The organism is Micromonospora ferruginea, assembly GCF_013694245.2.
GTDB lineage: Bacteria > Actinomycetota > Actinomycetes > Mycobacteriales > Micromonosporaceae > Micromonospora > Micromonospora robiginosa.
The window spans coordinates 143,920-169,185 of sequence record NZ_CP059322.2; the positions used below are offsets into that span (position 1 = coordinate 143,920).

Consider the following 25,266-nt stretch of genomic DNA (forward strand, 5'->3'; position numbering starts at 1 on the left):
GCAGCGCTCAACCGCGCCCGGGGCAGCCAGAACTGGAGAACGTCCATGCTCGAGAACGAGCCCGAGGGCGGCGAACGGACCGGCGCGGAGCCGGCCGACACGACCGCCGCCGACAGCACCACCGGCGCCGCCGAGGTGAAGCCGCCCGCCCGTAAGCGGGCCACCCGCCGCAAGGCCGCCCCGCTCAACCAACCGGAGCAGACCGACGCGCCGGTCGAGGCGTCCGCCGCGGCCACCGGCAGCGGCGAGTCGCCGCAGGCCGAGGTGTTCGCGCCGGTCGCCGGTGAGCTGGAGGCCGCGCCGAAGACCACCCGCCGGCGCCGCAAGGCGACCCCGGCGAAGGCGGTCGAGGAGCCGGTGGCCGTCGCCGGGGTGGAAGCCACCTCGGACGAGGTGGTGCCGCCGGTCAAGGTCACCCGGACCCGCCGTCGCAAGGCCACGCCGGCCGCCGCCGAGCCGGCCCCGGTTGCCGAGTCGCCGACCGAGGCGCCCGCCGAGGCCGCCGGGCCGGCCGTGGAGCCGCCCGCCGAAGCCCTGAGCGCCGGGCCGGTCGTGGCGCCGCCCGCCGCGCCGCGTGCCGATGCCGTGGTCGACGGGCCGGTCTCGGTGCCCGGAGGCGCGGGCGGGATCGCCGAGGGCCGCGCGCCGCTCGACGCGGGCGAGGACGAGGACGCCGACGCGGTGGGCGAGGACGCCGTGGACGAACCCACCCCGGCCGAGGCGCCCGCGCGGCGCACCCGTCGCCGTACCGCCGCGACCGGGGAGGCCGCGTCGCGTCGTACCGACGATGTCGACCTGGCCCGGGCCGGTGGGCTCGCCGACGCCTCCGGCGCGGTGTCCACGGGCGCCGCGGTGCCGGGTCCGGCGGACGAGCCGGACGCCGCCGCGGCGGCCGAGGAACGGCCGACCACTGGCCGGCGGCGCCGGGCCGCGCTCTCCGCGCCGACCGTCCTGTTCATGCCCCCGCAGCCGGATGAGGCCCCGGACGTCCAGGTCACCTACCCGGTGGCCGAGGAGACCGCGGAGGAGCCGGCCGAGACCGGCCGTCGCCGTCGCCGGGGCCGTCGCGAGGCCGAGCCGATCGAGGCCGAGGTCGAGGCCGAGGAGGAGCCGACCGCCGAGGCCGACGAGACCGCCGAGGCCGAGGAGGACGACGAGACGGCCGAGGGCCGGCGGCGGCGTCGTCGCGGTCGCCGGGGCCGGGGCCGGGGCAAGGGTGGCGCCGACGACGTCGAGGACGAGGAGTCCGGTACGGCGGAGACGGCCGACGCCGAGGCCGAGGAGACCGCCGAGGACGAGGACACCGAGGGCGAGGGGATGACCCGTCGCCGCCGTCGTCGCCGTCGCCGGGGCGCCGGGGAGGCGGAGACCACCGCCGAGGACGGCGTGCCCACCGTCGTCAAGATCCGTGAGCCGCGCAAGGCCGTCGACGAGGTGCAGGGCGTCTCCGGGTCGACCCGGCTGGAGGCCAAGCGGCAGCGCCGCCGGGACGGCCGGGAGCAGCGGCGTACCCGGCCGCCGATCCTGAGCGAGTCGGAGTTCCTGGCCCGCCGCGAGGCGGTCGACCGGACCATGGTCGTGCGCCAGCGCGGCGACCGCACCCAGATCGCGGTGCTCGAGGACGGCGTGCTGGTCGAGCACTACGTGACCCGCAACTCGTCCGCCACCATGGCCGGCAACGTCTACCTGGGCAAGGTGCAGAACGTCCTGCCCAGCATGGAGGCGGCGTTCGTCGACATCGGGCGCGGGCGCAACGCCGTGCTGTACGCCGGCGAGGTCAACTGGGACACCACCGGCCTGGAGGGGCGGGCCCGCTCGATCGAGCAGGCGCTGCGCTCCGGCGACCCGGTGCTGGTGCAGGTCACCAAGGACCCGATCGGCCACAAGGGCGCGCGGCTGACCAGCCACGTCGCGCTCTCCGGCCGGCACCTGGTCTACGTGCCCAACGGCAACGCCTCCGGGATCAGCCGCAAGCTGCCGGACACCGAGCGCAAGCGGCTGCGCGACATCCTCAAGAAGCTGGTGCCGGACGGCGCCGGCGTGATCGTCCGGACCGCGGCCGAGGGCGCCAGCGAGGACGAGCTGGCCCGGGACGTCAAGCGGCTCCAGGCGCAGTGGGAGGACATCCAGGCCAAGGCGGCCGGCGGCGGCGCCCCGGTGCTGCTCTACGAGGAGCCGGACCTGGTCATCCGGGTGGTCCGGGACCTCTTCAACGAGGACTTCCGCGAGCTGGTTATCGAGGGCGAGTCGGCGTACGACGTGGTCGAGTCGTACCTGTCGCACGTGTCGCCGGACCTGGTCGCGCGGCTGCGCCGGCACGCCGGGGTGACCGACGTGTTCGCCGAGCACCGGATCGACGAGCAGATCCTCAAGGGGCTGGACCGGAAGGTCTTCCTGCCCTCCGGCGGCTCGCTGGTGATCGACCGCACCGAGGCGATGACCGTCGTCGACGTCAACACCGGCAAGTACACCGGCTCCGGCGGCAACCTGGAGGAGACGGTCACCCGCAACAACCTGGAGGCGGCCGAGGAGATCGTGCGCCAGCTCCGGCTGCGTGACCTCGGTGGCATCGTGGTGATCGACTTCATCGACATGGTGCTCGAGTCGAACCGGGAGCTGGTGCTGCGCCGGCTCACCGAGTGCCTGGGCCGGGACCGCACCAAGCACCAGGTCACCGAGATCACCTCGCTGGGCCTGGTGCAGATGACCCGCAAGCGGATCGGCGCGGGCCTGCTGGAGGCGTTCAGCGAGACCTGCGAGTGCTGCAAGGGCCGGGGTGTGGTCGTCCACACCGAGCCGGTGCCGGAGAAGCCGCGTGGCGGCGGCGCCGGGGAGAAGGTCAAGGCGGTCGCCTCGGCGGTCGCGCCGGCCGAGGAGAAGGGCCGCCGCCGGGGTCGCAAGGCCGCGGAGAAGCCCGCCCCGGAGGCCGCGCCGGAGCCGGCGGCCGCCGCCGAGCCGGCCCGGACCGTCGCCGAGGTGGTCGAGGCCCCCGACGACGACTACTACGACACCCAGGGTTACGACCTGTCCCGGTTCGCCGACACGTCGGCCACCCCGGCGGTCGCGGACAGCCAGGAGGGCGACTCGGCCCGGCTGGCCGCCGCCGACGACCCGGACGCGCTCGGTGACGGCGAGGCCGACGACGAGGGCGCCGACGGTGGCACCCCACGGCGGCGGTCCCGGCGTGGCGGCGCCCGGCGGCGTACCCGGCCGTGAGGCGCTGACCTGCGTGGCGTTTGACAGGGCCCCCGCTCCGGCAACAGAGTGCCGAGCAGGGGCCCTGCCGTTTCCCGTCTACCCCCGGTCGGGTCGGCGCGTCCCGGAGGGAGGAGACATGCGTCGGGTGTTCGCGGTCACCGCGTTGGCCGGGCTGCTGCTGGCCGGGGCGGGTTGCGCCCGCAACGACGATCCGTTCGCGGTGGGCTTCGCCTCACCGGCCCCGGCGGCCACGTCGCCCACTCCGGCCCCGACCGCCACCGGCGACGCGGGTGTCTGCGCCCGGGCGAAGCAGTCCGGCTCGGCTGCCGTGCAGACGTACGTGGCGAAGCTGGCGGAGATGCTGCGGGCCGGCGCCACCGGGGACCGCAGCACGGAGAAGGCCGCCCGGCGGGACGCGGAGACCGCCCTGGCGGGCTGGCGGGACGTGCTGCGGGAGCAGTCTCAGAAGGCCACCGACCCCGGGCTGCGTACCCTCCTGGCGGACCTGTCCACCGAGGTGGGCAAGCTCGGCACCGACGTGCGGGCGATCGACGAGTCGGAGTTCGACCGGCTCCAGCAGCGCCTCGACCAGCTCTGCCCGGCCTGACCGGCGGGCCCGGTTTGGGCGGCGGGCCTCCTATGGCGTACGCTTGCCTGCGGCGCACTTTGGTGTGCCTAGTTCCCGCGTGCCCGCGCCGCCGGTGTCACGGCTCCCGGCGAGACGCCGTGGGAACGACCGACCGGTAACGGTGGGTGAAGACGTCAGCAGCCTCAACGACAGGGAGTCCGCCTCCGATGTACGCGATCGTCAAGACCGGCGGCAAGCAGTACAAGGTCGCCGAGGGCGACGTGATCGAGGTCGAGAAGCTCACCGGTGCCCCCGGTGACGCGGTGAAGCTCACCGCGGTGCTCCTCGTCGACGGTGACGACCTGGTGACCGACGCGGCGAAGCTCGCCAAGGTCGCGGTGTCCGGCGAGATCGCCGCGCACACCAAGGGCCCGAAGATCCGGATCCACAAGTTCAAGAACAAGACCGGCTACCACAAGCGTCAGGGTCACCGGCAGCCGCTGACCCAGATCAAGGTGACCGGCATCTCCAACAGCGGGAAGTAGGTCGTCCTCCAATGGCTCACAAAAAGGGTGCGTCCAGCTCGCGCAACGGTCGTGACTCCGCGGCCCAGCGGCTCGGCGTGAAGCGCTTCGGTGGTCAGGTCGTCAGCGCGGGTGAGATCCTCATCCGTCAGCGTGGCACCAAGTTCCACCCCGGTGACCTGGTCGGCCGTGGCGGCGACGACACGCTGTTCGCGCTGTCGGCCGGTGCGGTCCAGTTCGGCACCAAGCGCGGTCGCAAGACCGTCAGCATCGTGCCGCAGCAGTAGTTCGAAGGCGAAGCGGGCCGCGGACCTCGGGTCCCGGCCCGCTTCGCCTTTCCACGTGCGGGGCGGATCCCCGCTGGAAGGATTGGCGTCGTGACGACGTTCGTTGACCGGGTCGTCCTGCACATGCAGGCCGGCGACGGGGGGCACGGCTGTGTCTCCATCCACCGGGAGAAGTTCAAGCCCTTCGGTGGCCCGGACGGCGGCAACGGCGGCCACGGGGGCAGCGTGTCGCTGGTGGTCGACCCCCAGGTCACCACGCTGCTCGACTTCCACTTCCGGCCGCACCTGAAGGCCGAGAACGGCAAGGGCGGGGCCGGCTCGAACCGCGACGGCGGCAACGGCCGCGATCTGGTCATCAAGGTCCCGAACGGCACTGTGGTGCAGAGCCTCGACGGTGCGGTGCTGGCCGACCTGGTCGGCGTGGGCACCACGTTCGAGGCGGCCCGGGGCGGTCGGGGCGGCCGGGGCAACGCCTCGCTGGCCAACGCCCGCCGCAAGGCGCCGGGCTTCGCCGAACTGGGCGAGCCGGGCGACAAGCTCGACGTGGTGCTGGAGCTGAAGAGCGTCGCCGACGTCGGCCTGGTCGGCTTCCCGTCCGCCGGCAAGTCCTCGCTGATCTCGGTGATCTCCGCCGCCAAGCCGAAGATCGCCGACTACCCGTTCACCACGCTGGTGCCGAACCTGGGCGTGGTCCGGGTGGACAACCACACGTTCACCGTCGCCGACGTGCCCGGCCTGATCCCGGGGGCGGCCACCGGCAAGGGGCTGGGCCTGGAGTTCCTCCGCCACGTCGAGCGCTGCGCCGTGCTGGTGCACGTGGTCGACACCGCGACGCTGGAGCCGGGCCGGGACCCGCTGGCCGACATCGACGCCATCGAGTCGGAGCTGACCCAGTACGGCGGGCTCGCCGACCGGCCGCGGCTGGTCGCGTTGAACAAGGTCGACGTGCCGGACGGCAAGGACCTGGCCGACATCGTCCGCCCCGACCTGGAGGCCCGCGGCTTCCGCGTCTTCGACGTCTCCAGCGCCACCCGGGAGGGGCTGCGCGAGCTGACGTTCGCGATGGCCCAGCTCGTCGACGAGGGCCGCCGGGCCGCCCCGCCGGCCGAGCCGACCCGGATCGTGATCCGCCCGAAGGCGGTCGACGACGCCGGCTTCACCATCGAGGCCGAGGAGGACGGCTCGTACACGGTGCGGGGCAGCCGGCCGGAGCGCTGGGTGAAGCAGACCAACTTCGACAACGACGAGGCGGTGGGCTATCTGGCCGACCGGCTGGCCCGCCTGGGCGTCGAGGAGAAGCTGGCGAAGGCCGGCGCGCAGGCCGGCGACCTGGTGCGGATCGGCGAGCGGGAGTTCGACTGGCAGCCCACGCTCTACGCCGGTGTCGACTTCGTCCCCGGCAACCGGGGCACCGACCTGCGGCTGGAGGACAAGTCGACGCGTCCCCGGGCCGCCGACCGGCTGGAGGCGCGCAAGGCCCGCCGCCGTCGCCCGGAGGACGAGATCGAGGGCGCGCCGGAGACCGCGGTGGACGACCTGGACGACCCGGACGACGACTAGTCCGGCTCCGTCCGTGTCGGGGACGTCGCGCGGAAACCTCCGCGAAATCCGGTCGACCTAGCGTGGCCGGATGCTGATCGAATCCCGGCCCGCCACCGACCCGGAGATCGCCACGCTCGTCGCCGCTCAGCAGCGTGAGCTGCGGGACGCCGACGGCGGCCTGGATGGTCAGGTGACCGTGGTGCACACCGACATCCACTACCTGGCGGCCGTGGTGGGCGGCCGGGCGGTCGGCTGCGGCGGCCTCCAGGCGCTCGACGCCGACACCGGCGAGCTGAAGCGGATGTACGTCCGGCCGGCGTTCCGAGGTCGGGGAATCGCCCGCCAGGTGCTGGCCGCGCTGGAGGAGTTGGCGTTCCGGCGGGGGCACCGCGCGGTGTGCCTGGAGACCGGCACCTACCTGCCGGCGGCGATCGCGCTCTACCGGTCCGCCGGCTACCGGCCCGTCCCCGTGTACGGCGAGTACGTCGACAACCCGTACAGCGTGTGCTTCGCCAAGCGCCTGCCGGTGGCGGTGCAAGGAGGGGCCCCTTCCTAACGCCTGACGTCGAGAAGGGGCCCCTTCTCACACCCTGCTCGGCGGGGCCTCGTCGTGCCTGGTCAGGGCCGGTCGATCGGGGTGTCCAGCCGGCTACCGGTGCCTCGGTCGTTGCTCAGCAGCAGGCCGGTGGCGAGCAAGCCGAAGCCGAGCGCCAGGTGCAGCCAGTTGTCGGCGTGGTTCACCGGCACGAAGTTGATCGCGCTCTCCCGGCTGTCGATGGCGAAGCCGTAGAGCCACAGCACCAGGTAGAGCGCGCCGCCGCCGGCCAGGAACGCCCGCGCGCCGGCCAGCCGGCGGGCCGCCACCAGCCCGACCAGCCCGAAGAGCAGGTGCACCAGGTTGTGCAGCACCGACACCTGGAACAGCCCGAGCAGCTTCGCGCCGGAGTGGTGCCCGGCAAACGTCATCTCGCCGTAGTGCGTGGTGACGCCGGGAACGAAGCCGAGCACGCCGATCAGCACGAAGAGGGCCGCCGCCGCGAGGGCGACCTTCTGCACGGCTGGCCGGGCCGATGCGTGTTCGCGTGCCATCACGGTCACCCCCGTCGGAGCTGCTCACCGCCCGGGCGGGCGGCACCCCATTCTGTGACCGGTGCGGGCCGCCGCCGCAGAGAAATGGCGAATCAGGCATGGACCCGGCGACCGGGGGTAGGGCAGTTGTCACGCGGAAAGTAATCGCGTGCCCCCCGATATTCGAAAACCGCTGGATCACGAGCGGAAGGGACACCATGACTCAGGATCTTTCCCCCACGTCCGCCACGTACGAGTCGACGAACGGCGGCGGCGTACGCGACCAGGCGCGCCAGGTCGGCAACGATGCCGTGAACGCGGGCGGCGCGGTGGCGCAGACCGCCAAGGAGCAGGGCCGGGAGGTGGTGGGCGAGGCCAGGCGGCAGGCCCGCGACCTCTACGGCGAGGCCCGCGGCCAGGTCACCTCGCAGGCCGGTCAGCAGCAGCAGCGGGCCGCCAGCGGCCTGCGGTCGCTGGCCGACGAGATGCGGTCGATGGCGCAGCAGGGTGGCGGCTCCGGGCCGGTCACCGAGCTGGCCCACCAGGCCGCCGAGCGGGTGCACGGCGTGGCCGGCTGGCTGGAGCAGCGGGAGCCGGGCGACCTGCTCAACGAGGTGAAGGGCTACGCCCGCCGCAACCCCGGCACGTTCCTGGTCGGCGCCGCCCTGCTGGGTGTGGTCGCCGGCCGGCTCACCCGGAACATCGCCGCGGTGGGCAACGACGGCGGCGCCGGGCAGTCGTACGACCCGGACCGGACCGCCGTCATCCCGACCGCGCCGGTCGTGCCGGCCCAGACGCCGCCGGGCGGCTACCTGGACCCGACCCCGGGCAGCTACGCCGAGCCGGACCCGGGCTACTCCGCGCCGGGCGCGACCTACCCGGGCGGCGCCCCGGACACCTATGCCGACCCGGTCGGCGGCACCGGCCAGCCGCTGCCCCCGCCCACCCGGACCGACCCGCTGCCGGGCGTCCCGTCCACCGGCGCCCCGCGCCCGTGAGCCGCCGGACCGGCAGAAGGGAGGCGACGGCATGACCGTGCCGACGCAGGACCCGGGCTACCAGGCGCCGGGTGCCCCGCACCAGGCCGACGAGGTGCGGGCCACCTCGATCGGGCAGCTCATGAGCCAGGTCACCGGCGACCTCTCCACGCTGATGCGGCAGGAGGTCGAGCTGGCCAAGGCCGAGATCCGCCAGGAGGGCAAGAAGGCCGGCAAGGCGGCCGGCCTGTACGGCGGCGCCGGCTTCGGCGGCTACATGGTGGCGCTCTTCGTCTCGATCGCGGTGTGGCAGTTCCTCGACAACGTCATGGACTCCGGCCTGGCCGCGCTCATCGTGGCCGTGGTGTGGGCCGTGATCGCCGCGGTCCTCTACTCGAAGGCGAAGAAGAACGCCGAGCAGATCCGCGGCCTGAAGCAGACCAACGACAGCGTGCAGCGCATCCCCGACGCGCTCAAGCCGCACCCGGAGGGAGTCACCCGATGAGCACCGATCCCGACCAGATCCGCCGCGAGATCGAAGCCACCCGCAACAACCTCAGCTCGGACGTGGACGCCCTGGCGTACAAGGTCAGTCCGGGCCGCATCGTCGACGACCGCAAGCAGCGCGTGCGCAGCGCGCTGACGAACGTGAAGGACAAGGTGATGGGAACCGCTTCCGACCTCGGCCACAGCACCGGCCACGCCGCCCACTCGGTGGGGGATCACGCCTCCTCGGCCGCCTCCACGGTGGGCGACAAGGCGCACTCCGCCGCCTCCACGGTGGGCGAGGCCGCCCAGCGGGCGCCGCAGGTGGTGCGGCAGAAGTCCCAGGGCAACCCGATCGCCGCCGGCGTGATCGCCTTCGGCGTCGGCATGCTGGTCTCCTCGCTGATCCCGGCCACCCGTCGTGAGCAGGAACTCGCCGCGCAGGTCAAGGAGAAGGCGACCGAGCACAGCGGCGTGGTCAAGGAGAAGCTGGGCGAGGTCGCCGGCGAGCTGAAGGACGAGCTGCGCGAGCCGGCCCAGCACGCCGCCGAGTCGGTGCGCTCGACCGCGCAGGACGCCGCGCACGCGGTCAGGGACGACAGCCGCAGCGCCGCGCAGGACGTGCGGGAGAGCGCGCACCAGGCCCGGTCCTGACCACCGCCCCTCGTGTTAGGCGGGGGCCCTTCTTATCGCCCAGGCGTTAACAAGGGCCCCCGCCTTCGCACGTCTCGACCCAGCCGGCCAACTCGTCCGGGCGGCGGGCCAGCCGCTTGCGCAACGTGCGGGAGGAGTGCGCGGCCACCCTCAGCCGGCTGCCCGCGTAGGGCGCCCCGCCGCGCAGCCGCAGGCCCACCGCGAGCCACCCGCACACCCCGCGTTCCAGCAGCCACAGCGGCGCGGCGAGCGTGGCGTGCGCCGGGAAGACCCGCGCCCCACCGGCCCGTCGCCGGCCCAGCTCCGCCACCGCGACCGCGACCAGCCCGGCCCGCAGCAGCAGCCCCGGGCGGCGGGCGGCGAGCGCGGCGGCCGTGGCCGGCAGCACCGCCAGCGAGGCCAGCAGCCACGCCGGTCGGGCCGTCTCGTCGTACGCCTGGCGGACCCGCTGGCCGAGGAAGTGCGCGGCGACCGGTGGGCGCCGCCGAACGTACAGCCAGGCCGGGCCGGCCGTGCTGCCGCCGTACGCGCGCACGGTCCGGTGCAGCTCCAGGTTCTCGAAGAGCACGTCCGGGTCGTAGCCGCCCATGGCCAGGAACGTGCCCCGACGTACCGCCAGCGTGCCCGGCCAGTCCCCGCCCAGCGCCCGGGCGAGCAGCGTCCGGCCGGTGTCCCACCAGGCGTGCCAGGGCAGCGGGTCGAAGTGGTTCTGCGGCCGGACCAGGTCCACCCGGTCGAGCAGCTCGTGCACGGCCCGCAGCGCCGGCAGGTCGTACCGGACGTCGTCGTCGGCGATCACCACGTGCTCGTGGCGGGCCAGCGCGACGCCGGTGAGCACGCTGAGCACCTTGCCGTTGCGCCCGCGCAGCGCGGGATCCGGCGGGACGTGCCGGACCAGCCCCCGCCAGGCGGCGGCGTGCCGGGCGTACCGGCCCGGCGGCGAGCCGTCGACCACCACCACGTCGACCCACCGGGACAGCTCGCGCAGGTATCCGGTCAGCTCGTCGAGCCCGTGGTCGTCGGTGGCGCGCAGCGGCAGGACGTACGCCATCGGCAGCCGGGCCGGCGCGGGCCCGGCGGCGGCCCGGGCGGGGCGCGGGCGGGCCGGAGCGGTGCGGGTCACGTCGCCTCCCGTCGGATGGGCTCCGCGAGTTGCCGGAATACGACCCGTGAAACCGGCTCGTGCGGATCCGGTCGGCCCCCGGTCACCCGGCCGGCCGCACCCCGTCCACGATCAGTCCGCTGGGCGGCAGCGTCGGCATCCGGCTCAGGTCCAGCGCGAGGTCCTGCGGCGGGACCCGGTAGCTCATCGCGCCGGTCAGCGCGGCCACCGCCTGTTTCATCAGCTCGATCGTGATCCACTCCCCGGCGCAGCGGTGCCCGGTGCGGTGGTCGCCGCCGCCCTGCGGGATCAGGCCGAACGGGTCGTCCCGCCAGCCGGCGAAGCGTTCCGGGCGGAACCGCTCCGGCTCCGGCCAGATCTCCGGGTGGTGGTTCGTCCCGTACAGGTCGAGCAGCACGCGGCGGCCCTGCGGGAACGCGTACCCCCGCCAGTCGAACGAGCGGCGGACCCGGGCCGCGGCGAGCGGGAAGAACGGGTAGTAGCGGCGGACCTCCTGCACGAACTGCTCGGCGGTGGCGTCGTCGGCGCGTACCCGGTCCCGCCAGTGCGGATGGTCGTGCAGCGCCAGCGCGAGAAAGACCACGTACCGGTCCACCGCGACCGTGGGGCGCAGCACGTTGAGCAGCTCCACCGCGGCGATCCGGGGCGGCAACGGCACGCCCTGCTCGTCGCGGTGTTCGGCGATCACCCGCAGCGCGCTGCCCTCGGGGGCGGGCAGCGCGCCGGCGCGTACCCGCTCGACCAGCGCGCGGGCCCACCGTTCGGCCCGGCGGCGGCCGATCAGGCCGCGCCAGTGCTTCGGGCCCAGCACGGCCGGCCCCTCGATCATGGCGTGCATCTCGGCGGTCCGCCGGCGCACGTCGGACTCGGCCAGCGGTACGCCGGCCCAGGCCCAGACCGCCCGGGTCAGCATCCGGCCCACCTCGTCGTAGAGCACCACCGGGCCGTTCGCCGCCCAGGTCGGGATGCGGGCCCGCCACTCGTCGGCGAAGAGCTGCCCGAGCCGGCGGATCGCGTCCGGCGTCATGATCGACATGAACATCGCCTTGCGGGCCCGGTGCGCCGCCCCGTCGAGGCCCTGCACGCCGCCGACCCCGGTCAGCGTGCGCTGCCCGCGCAACGGCGTCGCCCCGCGCCGGACGAACCGCTCCTCGTCGTAGAACAGCTCGGCGGCGTCCCGGCCGCGCAGGCAGATCGTCGGTTCCAGGAGCAGCCGGGTCTGCACCACGTCGCTGCCGAACCGGTCGCAGCGCGCGCCCACGAAGCGGTAGCCCTCACGGAGGAACGCCAGCGTGCTGTCCGGGCTCCGGTCGCTCGGCATGGTGCTCATCTCGGCTGCTCCTGACGCGGGTCGGCCGCCGTGCACGACGTTGTCCGCTACCTACCCGGGGCGACCCGACCGAATCCTCCGTTTCCCCAGCTCAACCCGGGTGAGGGCAGTCGTCGGGCAATCGGAGCGGGGCTGGCCCCTCCCCGGGGGCGGAAAAGCTGGTTGGCTCGACTCACGGATCGGCGACAGCCGGTCCGGCCCCGCCGGCGCGAGGTCCGGCGGGGTCACCGGAGGCGGGGGAGGGGCACGGATGCGTGACGACCGGGCGGCACGGCGGCGGCACCGCGACGCGGTGGCCGGGCTGCGGGGCGGCGGCCGGGAGGAACCGCTGATCGGCGGGCCCCGGCGCCCCGGGGCCCGCCCACCGCGGTTCTTCACCGTGCATCTGGGCTTCGCGGCCGCCGATCCCGCCGTCGCGCGCGAGCTGGCCGTCGCGTACGCCGAAGCGCTCGACCTGCTCCGCCCGGAGCTGGCGCTCGGCGCGGCGGCGCTGTCCCCGGCGGACGCCTGGCACCGCGCCGAGCGGCTGTTCTGCGGTGCGCTCGGGCCCGACGGCGAGCGCTGCGCCGACGTGGCCGGCCATCCCGGCTTCCACCACGCGCCCGGCCCGGGCGGGCTCGGCTGGGGCGACGGTGACTGACCCGACGGGGTCAGTCCAGGTCGAACTCGCCGTCCTGCGCGCCCGCGACGAAGGCGTCCCACTCGGCCTGGGTGAAGACCAGGACGGGGCCGTCCGGCTCGGCCGAGTTGCGCATGCCGATCAGGTCGTCGACGAAGGCCACCTCGACCGCCCCCTCGGACGTGTCGCCCTCGGCTCGCTGCCAAACCGCCCGAGAAAGGTCGAAATCGCCCTTGGGGTGCTGACCCATCGTTGTTCCTCCATCGCCACGTGTCACGGGAAGGCCCGTGCGGACCTCATCGGGCAGGATAAGCGGATGCCGAGCCTGACCCGTGCAGAGGCAACCGCGCGTGGCGCGTCGATCACGGTCGAGTCCTACCAGGTGGACCTCGACCTGACCGGCGACGCCGAGCGGTTCCGCTCCACCGCCACCATCCGGTTCCGGGCCACCCCCGGCACCGGGACCTTCGTCGACGTCAAACCCCGCCGACTCCTGCGGGCCCGCCTCGACGACCGTGACCTCGATCCGGCGACGCTCGCCGACGGGCGGCTGCCGCTCACCGGGCTGGCCGGGACCCACACGCTCACCGTCGAGGCCGAGATGGCCTACTCCAACACCGGCGAGGGCCTGCACCGCTTCGTCGACCCGGCCGACGGCGAGACCTACCTCTACGCGATGTCCTTCCTGGACGACGGTCCGCGCATCTTCGCCGCGTTCGACCAGCCCGACCTGAAGGCCCCGGTGACGCTGACGGTCACCGCGCCGCCGGAGTGGACGGTGGCGGCCAACGGCCGGCTCGCCGACCGGCCGGCGCCCGGGCGGTGGGAGTTCGCCCCCACCGCGCCGCTGGCCACCTACTTCGTCTCGCTGGTCGCCGGCCCCTGGCACGTGCTGCGCTCCGAGCACGACGGCATCCCGCTCGGCCTCTACTGCCGGCGTTCGCTCGCCCCGCACCTCGACGCCGACGCGGACGAGATCTTCACCGTCACCCGGCAGTGCCTCGACCGGTTCCACCAGCTCTTCGCCGAGCGCTATCCGTTCGGCAAGTACGACCAGGCGTTCGTGCCGGAGTTCAACGCGGGCGCGATGGAGAACCCGGGCCTGGTCACGTTGCGCGACGACTACGTCTTCCGCTCCGCGGTCACCGACTCCCAGCGCGAATACCGGGCCACCGTCATCGCCCACGAGATGGCGCACCAGTGGTTCGGCGACCTGGTCACCATGCGCTGGTGGGACGACCTCTGGCTCAACGAGTCCTTCGCGGAATACCTGGGCACCCGGGTCACCGCCGAGGCCACCCGGTTCGACCAGGCGTGGACCACGTTCGCGCTGCGTCGCAAGGCCTGGGGCTACGCGGCCGACCAGCGTCCGTCCACCCACCCGGTGGCCCCGGAGGAGGTCGTCGACGCCGCGGCCGGCCTGCTCAACTTCGACGGCATCTCCTACGCCAAGGGCGCCGGCGTGCTGCGCCAGCTCGTCGCGTGGCTCGGCGACGACGCGTTCCTCGCCGGCCTGAACGCGCACTTCGCGAAGCATCGGTTCGGCAACGCCACCCTCGCCGACCTGCTCGACAGTCTGGCCTCGGCCGGCGGCCGTGACCTGGCCGGCTGGGCCGACGTGTGGCTGCGCCGGGCACAGGTCAACACGCTGCGGGTCCAGACCGCGGTGGACGCCGACGGGCGCTGGACGGAGGTGAGCGTGGTGCAGACCGCGCCGGACAGCCACCCGGTGCTGCGTCCCCACCGCATCGGGGTGGCTCACCATCCCGCCGACGGCCCGGTGCGCCGGTTCGAGGTCGATCTCGACCCGGCCGCCGAGGGCGGTCGCACCTCACTGCCCGAGCTGGTCGGTCAGCCCGCCACCGGCCTGCTGCTGCCCAACGCCGGCGACCTCACCTTCGCCAAGATCCGGCTCGACCCGGCCTCCGCCGACGCGGTGCCGGCGCTGCTTCCCCGCCTCACCGACCCGCTGGCCCGCGCGCTGCTCTGGGGCGAGGCGCTGGACGCCGCCACCGACGGCGAGCGACCCGTCGCCGAGCTGGTCACGCTGATCGCCGCCGCGTTGCCGACCGAGACCGAGGTGATCATCGCCGAGGACGTGCTCGCGTTGAGCCGCAGCCTCGTCGACCGCTACCTGGACCCGCTGGCCCGGGACGCGGCGCTGCTGCGGATCGCCGGTGCGTGCCAGACGCTGCTGGCGGGCGCTCCGGCGGGTGGGTCGCTGCAACTCGCCGCGGCCCGTGGGCTGATCGGCGCCACCACGGACACCGGGCTGCTCACCGCCTGGTTGGCCGGCGAGCGGGTGCCGGAGGGGCTGGCGGTCGACGCCGACCTGCGCTGGGAGCTGCTGCACCGGCTGGTGGTGCTGGGCGGCGCGGGCGAACCGGAGATCGCCGCCGAGTCGGCCGCCGACCGTAGCGCCACCGGCACCGAGCGGGCGGCCGGCTGCCGCGCGGCGCTGCCTGACGCCGACGCCAAGCGCGTCGCCTGGGAGATCGTCACCAGCAACACCGAGTTGTCGAACCGGCTGGTGGAGGCCACCGCTGAGGGGTTCTGGCAGCCGGAGCAGGCGGAGCTGACCGCCGAGTACGTCGAGCGGTTCTTCGCCGACATGCCGGCGACCGCGCGGCTCCGTACCGCCTGGGTGGCGGACCGGGTCGCCGGGTTGGCCTTCCCGCGCTACGCCGTGGCGCAGCCCACCCGGGAGATGGCCGCGGCGCTGCTGGCGCGCGACGACCTCACGCCGGGGCTGCGCCGGCGGGTCGTCGACCTGGACGACGACCTGCGCCGGGCGCTGGTGGCCCGGACGGCGGTGGCCGCCGCGGGCGCCTGACCGGCGACGCGCCGGGTGGGTCAGGCACCCGCCCGGCGCGAGCCCCGGCGACCCCGCCCGAGGGCCACCGTCGCGCGGCCTAGGATCGCGGGGTGGAGGAAGACATCCGGCGGATCGGCATCATGGGCGGCACGTTCGACCCGATCCACCACGGTCACCTGGTGGCGGCGAGCGAGGTGGCCGACCGGTTCGGCCTGGACGAGGTGGTCTTCGTGCCGACCGGGCAACCGTGGCAGAAGGCGGACGAACCGGTCAGCCCGGCCGAGGACCGTTACCTCATGACGGTGATCGCCACCGCCTCCAACCCACGCTTCCAGGTGAGTCGGGTGGACATCGACCGCGGCGGCCCCACCTACACCGTCGACACGCTGCGTGACCTGCACGCCGAGTACGGCCCGAAGGCGCAACTGTTCTTCATCACCGGCGCGGACGCGCTGGAGCGCATCCTCTCCTGGAAGGACCTGGACGAGGTCCTCGAACTGGCCCACTTCATCGGCGTGACCCGGCCCGGCTTCGAGCTGTCCGACCAGCACCTCCCGGCCGACTCGGTCAGCCTGGTGCAGGTGCCGGCGATGGCCATCTCCTCGACCGACTGCCGCGCCCGGGTGGGCCGGGGGGAGCCGGTCTGGTACCTGGTGCCGGACGGTGTGGTGCAGTACATCGCCAAACGGCGGCTCTACCAGCGCTGATTCCGCCCGTTACGTCCCTGTTCATCCCGGAAACCGACCAGAACTGGCAAGTCGCCGCACCGCCGGGTGTGAGAGGCTTGGAGGGTCGCACGGATGATCGAAGGAGAACGGTGACCACCATTCCCGAGCGCGCGTACGAGCTGGCGATGGCCGCCGCCCAGGCCGCGGCCGACAAGAAGGCGCAGGACATCGTCGTCATCGACGTCGGTGACCAGCTCGCCATCACCGACGCGTTCCTGGTCGCCTCGGCGCCGAACGAGCGTCAGGTGCTCGCCATCGTCGACGCCATCGAGGAGCGCCTGCTGGAGCTGCCGGAGAAGGCCAAGCCGGTCCGCCGCGAAGGCGAGCGGGGCGGTCGCTGGGTGCTGCTCGACTACGTCGACATCGTGGTGCACGTGCAGCACACCGAGGAGCGCGAGTTCTACGCGCTCGACCGGCTCTGGAAGGACTGCCCGCAGATCCCGTTCGTGGATCGCGACCTGGCCGACTCGGCCGCCGGCACCGCCACCGCCGAATGACCCGCCTGATCGTCTGGCGGCACGGCAACACCGACTGGAACGCCGAGAGCCGGGTCCAGGGCCAGACCGACGTGCCGCTCAACGACCTCGGCCGGGAGCAGGCCCGCGCCGCCGCGCCGGTGCTGGCCGCGCTGCGCCCCGACGCCATCGTCGCCAGTGACCTGCGCCGGGCCGCCGACACCGCCGCCGCGCTGGCCGCGCTGACCGGGCTTCCGGTCCGCTCCGACGCCCGGCTGCGCGAGCGGCACTTCGGCCGGTGGCAGGGCCTGGCCCTGACCGAGGTCGCCGAGCGGTTCCCCGACGACTACGCCCGCTGGCGCGCCGGCGACCCCGACCCCGGCGCCGGCATCGAGAACCTCGACGACCTCGGCAGACGGCTCGGCGCCGCGTTCCGCGACGCGGCCGACCTGGCCGCCGGCGGCACCGTGGTGGTGACCACCCACGGCGGTGGCGCCCGGCAGGGCGTCGGCCACCTGCTCGGCTGGGACCACGCCGTGCTGCGCAGCGTCGGCTCGCTGGCCAACTGCCACTGGACCGAGCTGCGCCACGACGACGTCCGGGGCTGGCACCTGCGCGCGCACAATGTCGGGCTGATCACCCAGCCGGCGCTCACCGACGCGGTCTGAGCCCTTCGGCCCCGGCGCGCGGCGGCGACATCGGCTAGCGTGCCGGTCATGCCCGTAGCGGTCGTCACCGACTCCACCGCCTACCTGCCCCCCGATCTGGCCCGCGCGCACCGGCTCACCGTCGTCCCACTGACCGTGGTGCTCAACGGCGCCGAAGGCCTGGAAGGCGTCGAGACCTCCCCGGCGGACGCCACCCTCGCGCTGAGCGCCCGCCGCGTCTCGGTGAGCACGTCCCGCCCCGCGCCGGAGCAGTTCGCCCAGGTCTACCGCGCGCTGCTCGCCGAGGGCGCCGACGGCGTGGTCTCGGTGCACCTCTCCGCCGAGTTGTCCGGCACCGTCGAGGCGGCCCGGCTGGCCGCCGGCGAGATCGGCGACGACCGGGTCACCGTCGTGGACAGCCGCTCCTGCGGCATGGGCCTCGGCTTCCCGGCGCTCGCCGCCGCCGCGGCCGCCGCCGGGGGAGCCGACCTGACCGGGGTACGCGCGGCGGCGCTGGACGCGGTCGACCGGACCACCATCTACTTCTACGTCGACACGCTGGAGTTCCTGCGCCGGGGCGGCCGGATCAACGCCGCCGAGGCGCTGCTCGGCACCGCGCTCTCGGTCAAGCCGATCATGCACATGCCGGACGGTGCGATCGTCGTGAAGGACAAGGTCCGCACCGCCAGCCGGGGCGTGGCCCGCCTGGTCGACCTGGCCGTCGAGGCGGCCGGCGACGCCGACGTCGACCTCGCGGTGCACCACCTCTCCGCCCCGCAGCGCGCCGAGGCGCTGCTGGCCGCGCTCACCGAGCGGCTGGGCGACCGACTGCACGAGACGTACGTCACCGAGGCCGGCGCGGTGGTCGCCGCGCACGCCGGCCCCGGACTGGCCTGCGTGGTCGTCCACCGCCGCCGATGAGCGCCCGGTCGTACGTCGTCACCGGCGGCGGGCGTGGGGTCGGGCGGGCGATCGTGGAACGGCTGGCCGCCGACGGCGGGACCGTGGTGGTCGTCGAGCGGGACGCCGGCGCGACGGACTGGCTGGCCGGGCACCCGGCCGCCGACCGGCTGCACGCCGTCACCGGGGACGCCGCCGACGAGACGGTCACCGCCGACGCCGCCGACCGCGCCGAGGCGCACGGCCCGCTGGCCGGCTGGGTGAACAACGCCGCCGTCTTCCGCGACGCCGACCTGCACCGCGAGTCCGCGACCGAGGTGTTCGACCTGATCGCGGCCAACCTGCGCCCCGCCGTGGTCGGCGCCGGCACCGCCGTACGCCGGTTCCTGGCCGCCGATGCCGGTGGCGCGATCGTCAACGTCTCCTCCCACCAGGCCCGCCGGGCGGTGCCCGGCGCCCTGCCGTACGCGACCGCGAAGGCCGCGGTGGAGGGGCTGACCCGGGCGCTGGCGGTCGACTACGGTCCGCGCGGGATCCGCACCAACACGGTCGCGCTCGGCTCGATCCACACCGAGCGGCACACCGCCTTCCTCGCCGGGTTGGACCCAGCCGGGGTGGCGCACGTCGAGTCGGAGCTGGCCCGCCTGCACCCGGTGGGCCGGATGGGGCGCACCGGAGAGGTGGCCGAGGTGGTCGCGTTCCTGCTGTCGCCGGCGGCCTCGTTCGTCAACGGGGTGACGCTGCCGGTCGACGGGGGCCGGGCCGCGCTCGGCCTCGACCCCGAGGCGCGCTGATCCCTGGCGTGCCTATCCCGCTCGAACCACCCGCGTCGGGCGGCGGAGGTCGGGGCCGGGAGTCTGGAGGCGCCAGCGTTGCCGACAGACCTGAGTCGTCCTCGACATCACGTTTCCTGGCCAGTCCCGATCGGACCGGCGCGCCTTCGACGCCGCCGGCCAGCACATCGGCGGCTTGATCAGGCGGCTGTCCACAAGCGCCACTTGTCCACAGGCGAGGGTCCGTGGGACCACCGTCGGCCCGCCGTCGCCGCTAGCGTCCCGAGCCGTGTCAGACGACGAGGAGACGACGGTACGGCGGCGGCTCACCCGGCTTTTCGCGCCAGCACCGGGCGAGGCTGCCGATGCCGCCGTAGGCATCGCGCCACATGCCGTCCGAGCGGCGGCGCCGGAGCCGGCGTACCCGTTCGTCGAGCTGCGCCGCTCCGGACCGCGGCGTGACCATCCGGAGCCCGACCAGGCGCCGGTGCCGCTGTTCGGCGCATCCCTGGTGAGCGATGCCGACGGGCCCGCGGAGAGCCCGGACCCGGAGCCCGGGAGAGGGCTGGCGTCTCGGCTGCCCGGACCGGGCGCGTTCGACCCGGGTCGGCGCGGGGTCCGCGCCCTCGCCGCCGTGGCCGCGCTCGTCGTGCTGGTGGCCGCCGTCTGGGCGTGGCGCTCCCGCCCGACCGCCGAACCCGTCCGCCCGATCGCTCCGGCCGGGGAAGCGTCGGCCGGAGAAGCGTCGGCCGGGGAGGCGACGCCGGTGGCTGGCGGGGCGGCGGCGCCGGCCGGGTCGTCCGGTCAGGTGGTCGTCGCGGTCGCCGGCAAGGTCCGCCGTCCGGGGCTGGTGCGATTGCCCGCCGGCGCGCGGCTGGCCGACGCCGTGGCGGCCGCCGGCGGCGCGTTGCCCGGGGTGGACGTGGCGCTGCTCAACCCCGCCCGCAAGGTCACCGACGGCGAGCTGATCCTGGTCGGCGTCACCGCCCCGCCGGGGCAGCCCGCGCCCGGCGGTGGTGCGCCCGGCCCGGCGGCGGGCGGCGGGGCGGCGCCGGCCGGGCCGGTCAATCTGAACACCGCGACGCTGGCCCAGCTCGACGGTCTGCCCGGCGTCGGCCCGGTGCTCGCCCAGCGCATCCTCGACCATCGGGAGCAGCACGGCGGCTTCCGGTCCGTCTCCGACCTGCGGCAGGTCGAGGGCATCGGCGACGCCCGCTACGAGCAGCTCAAGGAACTGGTGACGGTGTGAGCGTCGACGGGTCGGACGCGCGACCGGACCTGCGGCTGGCCGGGTTCGCGGTGGCGGTCTGGCTGGCCGCGCTGGCCGGGCTGCACCTCTCCGTCGTGGCGACCGCTTGGCTGGCCGCCGTCGCCGCCGTGCTCGCGCTGGTCGCGGGGCTACGCCTGCGCCGGGAGCGCCCCGCGCCGATCCGCCGCCACGGCTGGCTCGTCGTGGCCGTCCTGCTCGGCGTGCTCTGCGGAGCGGCGGCGACCGGGGCCCGGCTCGCGGTCCGCGACGCCGCTCCGGTCCGCGCGCTCGTCGCCGAGCACGCGATGGTCACCGCCGAGCTGGTGGTCCGCGACGACCCCCGCCGGGTGCGCGGCTCACCCGGCCGCCCGGCGCCGCTGCTGATCCGGGTCGACCTGGTCCGCCTCACCGGCCCCGACGACGGCCGGGTCACCGGCCCGGTACGCGGTCTGGTGCTCGCCACCGACCCCGGCTGGCAGGGGCTGCTGCCGGGGCAGCGGGTCACCGCCCGGGGCCGGCTCGCCGAGCCGCGCGGCGGCGATCTCACCGCAGCGGTGCTCTCGGCCACCGGGGCGCCCGTCCGGCACGGCGTCCCGTCGTGGGCGCAACGCGCGGCCGGCGCGCTGCGGGCCGGGCTGCAACGGGCCTGCGAACCGCTGCCCGACGCCCCGGGCGGGTTGCTGCCCGGCCTGGTGGTGGGCGACACCAGCCGGCTGCTGCCCGAGGTGGAGGAGGACTTCCGGGCCACCGGGATGACGCACCTCAACGCGGTGTCCGGTTCCAACGTGGCGATCGTCGTGGGGGCGGTGCTGCTGCTGGCCCGCTGGGCGCGCGCCGGCCCGCGTACCGCGGTGGCGCTCTGCGGGCTGGCCCTGGTCGGCTTCGTCGTCCTGGTGCGGCCGTCGCCGAGCGTGGTGCGGGCCGCGGCGATGGGCGCGATCGGGCTCGCCGCGCTGGCCACCGGGCGGCCCCGGGCCGCACTGCCCGCGCTGGCCGCCGCGGTCGCCGTCCTGGTGCTGCTGGACCCGGACCTGGCCGGGGATCCGGGTTTCGCGCTGTCGGTCTGCGCCACCGGCGGGTTGCTGCTGCTCGCGCCCGGGTGGCGGGACGCGTTGCGTCGTCGGGGCGTACCGCCGGGGCTGGCGGAGGCGCTGGCGGTGCCGGCCGCCGCGCAGCTCGCGTGCGGCCCGGTGATCGCCGGGCTGTCGGCGACCGTCAGCCTGGTGGCGGTGCCGGCGAACCTGCTGGTGGTGCCGGCCGTCGCGCCGGCCACGGTGCTGGGCGTGCTGGCCGCCGTGCTGTCGCCGGTGTGGCCGGGTGGTGCCGAGTTCCTCGCCTGGCTGGCGAGCTGGCCGGCACGCTGGCTGGTGACGGTGGCGTCACACGGGGCGGGGCTGCCGGCCGGGAACGCGCCGTGGGTGGGTGGGGTGGCCGGCGCGCTGCTGCTGGCGGCCGTGAGCGTGGCGCTGCTGCTGGCCGCCCGGCGGCGTCGGGCCCGGCGGGTGGTCGCGGTCGTCGTGGTGGCCGTGGTGCTGGGCGCGGTGCCGATCCGGTTGCTGGCCTCCGGGTGGCCGCCGCGTGGGTGGGTGGTGGTGGCGTGCGCGGTGGGGCAGGGCGACGCGGTGGTGCTGCCGGTCGCCGCCGGGCGGGCCGTGGTGGTCGACGCCGGACCGGAGCCGTCCGCCGTGGACGGCTGCCTGCGGCGGCTGCGGGTACGCGAGGTGTCGCTGCTGGTGGTCAGCCACTTCCACGCCGACCACGTGGGCGGGGTGGCCGGGGTGTTCCGGGGCGGCGGGTGCACGCGGTGGCGGGCCCGCCCTGGTCCGAGCCGCCCTACGGGGTGGCCCAGGTGCGCGAGGCGGCCCGCGGTGGGGGCGCTCGTCTCGATCCGGTTCCGGTGGGCTGGCGCTGGCGGGCCGGCGCGGTCGAGCTGGTCGCGCTCGGGCCGCCGTACCCGCTGCGGGGCAGCCGCTCCGACCCGAACAACAACTCGCTGGTGCTGACCGCCACCGTGGCCGGGGTGCGGGTCCTGCTGGCCGGGGACGCCGAGACCGAGGAGCAGCGGGCGCTGCGGGAGACGGTGCCGGCCGCCGCGATCCGGGTGGACGTGCTGAAGGTGGCGCACCACGGGTCGGCGTACCAGGATCCGGACTTCCTCGCCGCGGTCCGCCCGGCGGTCGCGCTGGTCTGTGTCGGCGTGGACAACGACTACGGGCACCCCAACCCCGGCCTGCTGGGCCGGCTGACCAGGGCCGGGGCGCGGGTGATGCGGACCGACACCGACGGCGACGTGGCCGTGGTGCGCGCCGGTGCCGGCCTGGCGGTGGTGGCACGGGGCGTCGGGCCGGGGCGGTCGCGGTGAGTGCGCCGGAGCGGATCGGGGATCTTGTTGGCATAGGTGTCGCATCAAGGCAAATGTCTGGATTTGCGTTGAGTGCGGGCTGTGCCGTCACAGTCCCCGATGAGCAGGCACGAACCGGTCGGAGTGCGTGCGAGTATGGGCGACGTGAGCCCCGCCAGCCTGCCTCCCATTCTGCTCGTCCTCGGCGACGAGGAGCTGCTCGCCACGCGCGCGGTCTCCGAAGCCGTGGCCCGGGCCCGGGCGGTGGACCCCGAGGTCGACGTGCGGGAATACCAGGCCGGCTCGGTGGCGGTCGGCGAGATCGACGAGATGCTCAGCCCCTCGCTGTTCGGTGGCCGTCGGGTGCTGGTCCTCCGCTCCGGGCAGGACACCCGCAAGGACCTGTCCGCCGCGCTGCTGGCGTACGCGAAGAATCCCGACCCCGACGTGCAGCTCGTGGTGCTGCACCTGGGTGGCGGGAAGGGCAAGGCGTTCGCGGACGGGTTGCGGTCGGCCGGCGCCACCGTGGTCCCGGCGGCGAAGCTGAAGGGGCACCGCGAACGGGTCGCCTTCGTCCGGGACGAGATCCGCCGCCACGGCGGAAAGTGCACCGACGACGCGGCCGAGGCCCTGATCGCGGCGGTCGGCAACGACCTGCGCGAGCTGGCCGCCGCCTGCTCGCAGCTCGTCGCCGACACCGACGGGCGGATCGCCGCCGAGACGGTGTCCCGTTACTACCGCGGCCGGGTCGAGGTCACCGGCTTCACCGTGGCCGACGCGACGATGGTCGGTGACGTGCCCGGCGCGCTGGAGGCGCTGCGCTGGGCGCTGCACGTCGGGGTGGACCCGGTGCCCATCGCCGACGCGCTCGCCGACGGCGTACGGACCGTGGCCCGGGTCGCCTCGGCCGGGCGGGGCAGCGCCTACCAGCTCGCCAGCAGCCTGGGCATGCCCGCGTGGAAGATCGAGCGGGCCCAGCGCCAGGGGCGGGGCTGGACGCCGGAGGGCCTGGTCCAGGCGATGCGCGCGGCGGCCGAGTGCAACGCGGCGGTCAAGGGCGGTGCCGACGACCGGGCCTACGCGCTGGAGCGGGCCGTCTTCTCGGTGGCCGCGGCCCGGCAGGGTGGCGCCCGGTGACCCGAGCGTGGTCGACCGTGCCGACGGACGAGGAGCGGTACCGCCCGCTCTACGCCCGGGTGCTCGGACTGCGCTTCGTCAACCCGGGCGGGGTGCTCTGCTTCCTCTTCTTCGAGGGCGCCGCGGCGCTGGCCGTGCTGCTCGCGCTCGCCGAGCTGGTGAGCTGGTGGGCGGTGCTGGTGCTGCCGACCGCCGTGGCGGTGATGGTCAAGCTGAACGACGTGGTGGCCGAGATGGTGGTCCGCACCGCCGCGCAGGTGCCCGAGCAGGAGCGGGACCGGTTCCGCCGGCAGATGGAGCCGGTCGTCGGGCGGGCGCGGGTGCCCACCACGACCCGGACGCTTGATTGAATAGGAATCTGTCAATAGATTGAGGGTGGGCACCGCCGGGGTCCGGGTGACCGGACCGTCGGCGGCGGACAGGTCCACCCCGAGCCGGGCAGTCGGCCTTACGCGCCGACCAGTCGCCGTGGCGCATCGCCGCGCCACACCCAGGGCGTGTCGCCGCGCCGCGTCCGTTCCAGGACGCGTGCCGCCGCGCCGCCTCCGCCCCGCTCGAAGTCGAAGGACCCTTCATGACGATTCTCCGCGCCCGTACCGCCCCCGTCCTGGCAGTCGTCGCCGCGCTGGCCGCCACCGTGGCCGCGACCGGAACGGCCCTGCTCGCCGGCCCGGCCGCCGCCGCGCAGGGCTGCCGGGTCGACTACACGCCCAACCAGTGGCCCGGCGGATTCACCGCCTCGGTCAAGGTCTCGCCGGGTGACACCGCCGTCTCCAGTTGGACCGTCACCTGGACGTACGCCGGGGACCAGCGCGTCACGAACGGCTGGAACGCCACGGTCGGCCAGTCCGGGACGACGGTGACCGCCCGCAACCTGTCGTACAACGGCAGCATCCCGGCCGGTGGCTCCACCGAGTTCGGCGTGCAGGGCACGTTCGCCACCGGTGGCGGCGCGCCGACCGGGTTCACGCTGAACGGCGTACCGTGCAACGGCGCCGGACCGACCGGCGTGCCCACCACGACGACGCCGACCACCGCGCCACCGACCACGGCCCCGCCCACCAGCGCGCCGCCCACCACGCTCCCGCCGACGACCGCGCCGCCGACCAGTGCCCCGCCGACCACGAACCCACCGGCCGGGTGCGCCGGGGCGGTGCTCTGCGACGGCTTCGAGAACCAGACCGGTTCGACGCCCTCCGGCGACTGGACCGTGGTCAACCCGGACTGTGCCGGCGCCGGCACGGCCACCGTCGACACGGCCACCACGCACAGCGGCAGCCGGGCGGTCCGGATCAACGGCGCGGCCGGCTACTGCAACCACGTGTTCATCCGGTCGACGAAGAACCTCAGCGGCGTGGGCAGTGTCCGGTACGGGCGGATCTGGGTGCGGCACACCACCGCCCAGCCCACCGACCACACCACGATGATCGCGATGGCCGACGCCGCCGACGGCAACAAGGACCTGCGGATGGGCGGCCAGAACGGTGCCATGCAGTGGAACCGGGCCTCCGACGACGCGACGCTGCCCGAGCAGAGCCCGGCGGGGGTGGCGCAGAGCCTGCCGCTGCCCACCAACCGGTGGGCCTGCCTGGAGTTCATGGTCGACGGCTCGGCCGGTCAGCTCCGCACCTGGCTGGACGGCGCGGCGGTCGCCGGGCTCACCGCCGACGGCGTGCCGACGCACGACATCGACGGCCAGTGGTACAACCGCACCTGGCGCCCGCAGCTCACCGACCTGAAGCTGGGCTGGGAGAGCTACGGCGGCGGGGCCGACACCCTCTGGTACGACGACGTCGCGATCGGGTCCAGCCGGATCGGCTGCTGACCCGTACCGCCCCGGCGGGG

The 25,266-nt window shown here is 74.9% G+C and carries 24 protein-coding genes and 1 pseudogene; 21 read left to right on the forward strand and 4 right to left on the reverse strand.

Annotated features, from left to right (window positions below; all coding sequences use genetic code 11):
* The first annotated feature begins 45 nt into the window (after nucleotides 1–45).
* The 6 genes from H1D33_RS00720 (at nucleotide 46) to H1D33_RS00745 (ending at nucleotide 6,675) form a co-directional block, all read left to right on the forward strand.
* Complete coding sequence (locus tag H1D33_RS00720; protein WP_181569860.1) at nucleotides 46–3,216, forward strand: Rne/Rng family ribonuclease; 3,171 nt, start codon at nucleotides 46–48, stop codon at nucleotides 3,214–3,216.
* A 118-nt stretch (nucleotides 3,217–3,334) separates the two neighbouring features.
* Nucleotides 3,335–3,805 (forward strand): hypothetical protein, encoded by a 471-nt coding sequence (locus tag H1D33_RS00725; RefSeq protein ID WP_181569859.1) that lies wholly within the window; start codon nucleotides 3,335–3,337, stop codon nucleotides 3,803–3,805.
* A gap of 188 nt (nucleotides 3,806–3,993) precedes the next feature.
* Entirely contained in the window at nucleotides 3,994–4,311 is a 318-nt protein-coding gene (gene rplU / locus H1D33_RS00730) for a 50S ribosomal protein L21 (protein WP_091072401.1), read from the forward strand.
* An 11-nt stretch (nucleotides 4,312–4,322) separates the two neighbouring features.
* Nucleotides 4,323–4,577 carry a 50S ribosomal protein L27 gene (gene rpmA, locus H1D33_RS00735; RefSeq protein WP_088960747.1) on the forward strand — a complete coding sequence of 85 codons (255 nt, stop codon included), beginning with the start codon at nucleotides 4,323–4,325 and terminating at the stop codon, nucleotides 4,575–4,577.
* A gap of 90 nt (nucleotides 4,578–4,667) precedes the next feature.
* Nucleotides 4,668–6,137: a GTPase ObgE gene (gene obgE / locus H1D33_RS00740; RefSeq protein ID WP_181569858.1), complete on the forward strand. Its 1,470-nt coding sequence runs from the start codon at nucleotides 4,668–4,670 to the stop codon at nucleotides 6,135–6,137.
* Nucleotides 6,138–6,207: 70 nt separating this feature from the next.
* The gene (locus tag H1D33_RS00745; RefSeq protein ID WP_181569857.1) at nucleotides 6,208–6,675 is read left to right on the forward strand and encodes a GNAT family N-acetyltransferase; all 468 of its coding nucleotides are present in this window, start codon (nucleotides 6,208–6,210) and stop codon (nucleotides 6,673–6,675) included.
* Between the two features lie 62 nt (nucleotides 6,676–6,737).
* Here the strand turns inward: H1D33_RS00745 and H1D33_RS00750 are convergent, their stop codons facing one another.
* Nucleotides 6,738–7,208: a DUF4383 domain-containing protein gene (locus H1D33_RS00750; RefSeq protein ID WP_181569856.1), complete on the reverse strand. Its 471-nt coding sequence runs from the start codon at nucleotides 7,206–7,208 to the stop codon at nucleotides 6,738–6,740.
* Between the two features lie 197 nt (nucleotides 7,209–7,405).
* On the opposite strand from H1D33_RS00750, the gene H1D33_RS00755 reads away from it, so the two are divergent.
* Genes H1D33_RS00755 through H1D33_RS00765 form a run of 3 tightly spaced genes read left to right on the forward strand, consistent with a single transcriptional unit; the run spans nucleotide 7,406 to nucleotide 9,304 of the window.
* Nucleotides 7,406–8,185, forward strand: coding sequence for a hypothetical protein (locus H1D33_RS00755; RefSeq protein ID WP_181569855.1), 780 nt, complete (start codon nucleotides 7,406–7,408; stop codon nucleotides 8,183–8,185).
* Between the two features lie 31 nt (nucleotides 8,186–8,216).
* Nucleotides 8,217–8,669 (forward strand): phage holin family protein, encoded by a 453-nt coding sequence (locus H1D33_RS00760; RefSeq protein WP_181569854.1) that lies wholly within the window; start codon nucleotides 8,217–8,219, stop codon nucleotides 8,667–8,669.
* Nucleotides 8,666–9,304: a DUF3618 domain-containing protein gene (locus H1D33_RS00765; protein WP_181569853.1), complete on the forward strand. Its 639-nt coding sequence runs from the start codon at nucleotides 8,666–8,668 to the stop codon at nucleotides 9,302–9,304. Before H1D33_RS00760 ends, H1D33_RS00765 begins: the two co-directional genes overlap by 4 nt.
* A gap of 46 nt (nucleotides 9,305–9,350) precedes the next feature.
* On the opposite strand, the gene H1D33_RS00770 is transcribed toward H1D33_RS00765, so the two are convergent.
* Both H1D33_RS00770 and H1D33_RS00775 read right to left on the reverse strand, forming a co-directional pair.
* The gene (locus H1D33_RS00770; protein ID WP_181569852.1) at nucleotides 9,351–10,427 is read right to left on the reverse strand and encodes a glycosyltransferase family 2 protein; all 1,077 of its coding nucleotides are present in this window, start codon (nucleotides 10,425–10,427) and stop codon (nucleotides 9,351–9,353) included.
* Between the two features lie 82 nt (nucleotides 10,428–10,509).
* Nucleotides 10,510–11,757 carry a cytochrome P450 gene (locus H1D33_RS00775; RefSeq protein WP_181569851.1) on the reverse strand — a complete coding sequence of 416 codons (1,248 nt, stop codon included), beginning with the start codon at nucleotides 11,755–11,757 and terminating at the stop codon, nucleotides 10,510–10,512.
* Nucleotides 11,758–12,007: 250 nt separating this feature from the next.
* Here H1D33_RS00775 and H1D33_RS00780 point away from each other — a divergent pair, with 250 nt between their 5' ends.
* Entirely contained in the window at nucleotides 12,008–12,397 is a 390-nt protein-coding gene (locus tag H1D33_RS00780) for a hypothetical protein (protein WP_181569850.1), read from the forward strand.
* A 10-nt stretch (nucleotides 12,398–12,407) separates the two neighbouring features.
* Here the strand turns inward: H1D33_RS00780 and H1D33_RS00785 are convergent, their stop codons facing one another.
* A complete protein-coding gene (locus H1D33_RS00785) occupies nucleotides 12,408–12,626 on the reverse strand; it encodes a DUF397 domain-containing protein (protein ID WP_013287999.1) in 219 nt (72 codons plus the stop codon).
* Between the two features lie 66 nt (nucleotides 12,627–12,692).
* Between H1D33_RS00785 and pepN the strand changes: the two genes are divergently transcribed.
* From pepN to H1D33_RS00840, 11 genes and pseudogenes are all read left to right on the forward strand, one after another.
* A complete protein-coding gene (gene pepN, locus H1D33_RS00790; RefSeq protein WP_181569849.1) occupies nucleotides 12,693–15,209 on the forward strand; it encodes an aminopeptidase N in 2,517 nt (838 codons plus the stop codon).
* A 92-nt stretch (nucleotides 15,210–15,301) separates the two neighbouring features.
* Nucleotides 15,302–15,898 carry a nicotinate-nucleotide adenylyltransferase gene (gene nadD, locus H1D33_RS00795; protein ID WP_181569848.1) on the forward strand — a complete coding sequence of 199 codons (597 nt, stop codon included), beginning with the start codon at nucleotides 15,302–15,304 and terminating at the stop codon, nucleotides 15,896–15,898.
* 146 nt (nucleotides 15,899–16,044) lie between these two features.
* Nucleotides 16,045–16,416 carry a ribosome silencing factor gene (rsfS, locus tag H1D33_RS00800; RefSeq protein ID WP_181572514.1) on the forward strand — a complete coding sequence of 124 codons (372 nt, stop codon included), beginning with the start codon at nucleotides 16,045–16,047 and terminating at the stop codon, nucleotides 16,414–16,416.
* Nucleotides 16,413–17,042, forward strand: a complete 630-nt coding sequence (locus H1D33_RS00805; RefSeq protein ID WP_181569847.1) for a histidine phosphatase family protein — start codon at nucleotides 16,413–16,415, stop codon at nucleotides 17,040–17,042. The genes rsfS and H1D33_RS00805 overlap by 4 nt, the downstream gene beginning before the upstream one ends.
* Before the next feature lie 48 nt (nucleotides 17,043–17,090).
* The gene (locus H1D33_RS00810; RefSeq protein WP_181569846.1) at nucleotides 17,091–17,942 is read left to right on the forward strand and encodes a DegV family protein; all 852 of its coding nucleotides are present in this window, start codon (nucleotides 17,091–17,093) and stop codon (nucleotides 17,940–17,942) included.
* A complete protein-coding gene (locus H1D33_RS00815; protein WP_181569845.1) occupies nucleotides 17,939–18,715 on the forward strand; it encodes an SDR family NAD(P)-dependent oxidoreductase in 777 nt (258 codons plus the stop codon). Before H1D33_RS00810 ends, H1D33_RS00815 begins: the two co-directional genes overlap by 4 nt.
* A 268-nt stretch (nucleotides 18,716–18,983) precedes the next feature.
* The gene (locus tag H1D33_RS00820) at nucleotides 18,984–19,943 is read left to right on the forward strand and encodes a ComEA family DNA-binding protein (protein ID WP_181569844.1); all 960 of its coding nucleotides are present in this window, start codon (nucleotides 18,984–18,986) and stop codon (nucleotides 19,941–19,943) included.
* A pseudogene (locus tag H1D33_RS00825) lies at nucleotides 19,940–22,305 on the forward strand (ComEC/Rec2 family competence protein). The gene H1D33_RS00820 and the pseudogene H1D33_RS00825 overlap by 4 nt, the downstream one beginning before the upstream one ends.
* 135 nt (nucleotides 22,306–22,440) lie before the next feature.
* A complete protein-coding gene (gene holA, locus H1D33_RS00830) occupies nucleotides 22,441–23,421 on the forward strand; it encodes a DNA polymerase III subunit delta (RefSeq protein WP_181569842.1) in 981 nt (326 codons plus the stop codon).
* Entirely contained in the window at nucleotides 23,418–23,771 is a 354-nt protein-coding gene (locus tag H1D33_RS00835) for a hypothetical protein (protein ID WP_181569841.1), read from the forward strand. Before holA ends, H1D33_RS00835 begins: the two co-directional genes overlap by 4 nt.
* 224 nt (nucleotides 23,772–23,995) lie before the next feature.
* Nucleotides 23,996–25,246, forward strand: coding sequence for a cellulose-binding domain-containing protein (locus tag H1D33_RS00840; RefSeq protein ID WP_307755285.1), 1,251 nt, complete (start codon nucleotides 23,996–23,998; stop codon nucleotides 25,244–25,246).
* Nucleotides 25,247–25,266: the final 20 nt, after the last annotated feature.

What these genes read in the sequence shown, in the direction of transcription:
- H1D33_RS00720 (WP_181569860.1), top strand. Translation starts at nt 46, where the DNA reads ATGCTCGAGAACGAGCCCGAGGGCGGCGAACGGACCGGCGCGGAGCCG.
- H1D33_RS00725 (WP_181569859.1), top strand. Translation starts at nt 3,335, where the DNA reads ATGCGTCGGGTGTTCGCGGTCACCGCGTTGGCCGGGCTGCTGCTGGCC.
- rplU (WP_091072401.1), top strand. Translation starts at nt 3,994, where the DNA reads ATGTACGCGATCGTCAAGACCGGCGGCAAGCAGTACAAGGTCGCCGAG.
- rpmA (WP_088960747.1), top strand. Translation starts at nt 4,323, where the DNA reads ATGGCTCACAAAAAGGGTGCGTCCAGCTCGCGCAACGGTCGTGACTCC.
- H1D33_RS00745 (WP_181569857.1), top strand. Translation starts at nt 6,208, where the DNA reads ATGCTGATCGAATCCCGGCCCGCCACCGACCCGGAGATCGCCACGCTC.
- H1D33_RS00750 (WP_181569856.1), bottom strand. Translation starts at nt 7,208, where the DNA reads ATGGCACGCGAACACGCATCGGCCCGGCCAGCCGTGCAGAAGGTCGCC.
- H1D33_RS00755 (WP_181569855.1), top strand. Translation starts at nt 7,406, where the DNA reads ATGACTCAGGATCTTTCCCCCACGTCCGCCACGTACGAGTCGACGAAC.
- H1D33_RS00760 (WP_181569854.1), top strand. Translation starts at nt 8,217, where the DNA reads ATGACCGTGCCGACGCAGGACCCGGGCTACCAGGCGCCGGGTGCCCCG.
- H1D33_RS00765 (WP_181569853.1), top strand. Translation starts at nt 8,666, where the DNA reads ATGAGCACCGATCCCGACCAGATCCGCCGCGAGATCGAAGCCACCCGC.
- H1D33_RS00775 (WP_181569851.1), bottom strand. Translation starts at nt 11,757, where the DNA reads ATGAGCACCATGCCGAGCGACCGGAGCCCGGACAGCACGCTGGCGTTC.
- H1D33_RS00780 (WP_181569850.1), top strand. Translation starts at nt 12,008, where the DNA reads ATGCGTGACGACCGGGCGGCACGGCGGCGGCACCGCGACGCGGTGGCC.
- H1D33_RS00785 (WP_013287999.1), bottom strand. Translation starts at nt 12,626, where the DNA reads ATGGGTCAGCACCCCAAGGGCGATTTCGACCTTTCTCGGGCGGTTTGG.
- pepN (WP_181569849.1), top strand. Translation starts at nt 12,693, where the DNA reads ATGCCGAGCCTGACCCGTGCAGAGGCAACCGCGCGTGGCGCGTCGATC.
- rsfS (WP_181572514.1), top strand. Translation starts at nt 16,045, where the DNA reads ATGGCCGCCGCCCAGGCCGCGGCCGACAAGAAGGCGCAGGACATCGTC.
- H1D33_RS00805 (WP_181569847.1), top strand. Translation starts at nt 16,413, where the DNA reads ATGACCCGCCTGATCGTCTGGCGGCACGGCAACACCGACTGGAACGCC.
- H1D33_RS00810 (WP_181569846.1), top strand. Translation starts at nt 17,091, where the DNA reads ATGCCCGTAGCGGTCGTCACCGACTCCACCGCCTACCTGCCCCCCGAT.
- H1D33_RS00815 (WP_181569845.1), top strand. Translation starts at nt 17,939, where the DNA reads ATGAGCGCCCGGTCGTACGTCGTCACCGGCGGCGGGCGTGGGGTCGGG.
- holA (WP_181569842.1), top strand. Translation starts at nt 22,441, where the DNA reads ATGGGCGACGTGAGCCCCGCCAGCCTGCCTCCCATTCTGCTCGTCCTC.
- H1D33_RS00840 (WP_307755285.1), top strand. Translation starts at nt 23,996, where the DNA reads ATGACGATTCTCCGCGCCCGTACCGCCCCCGTCCTGGCAGTCGTCGCC.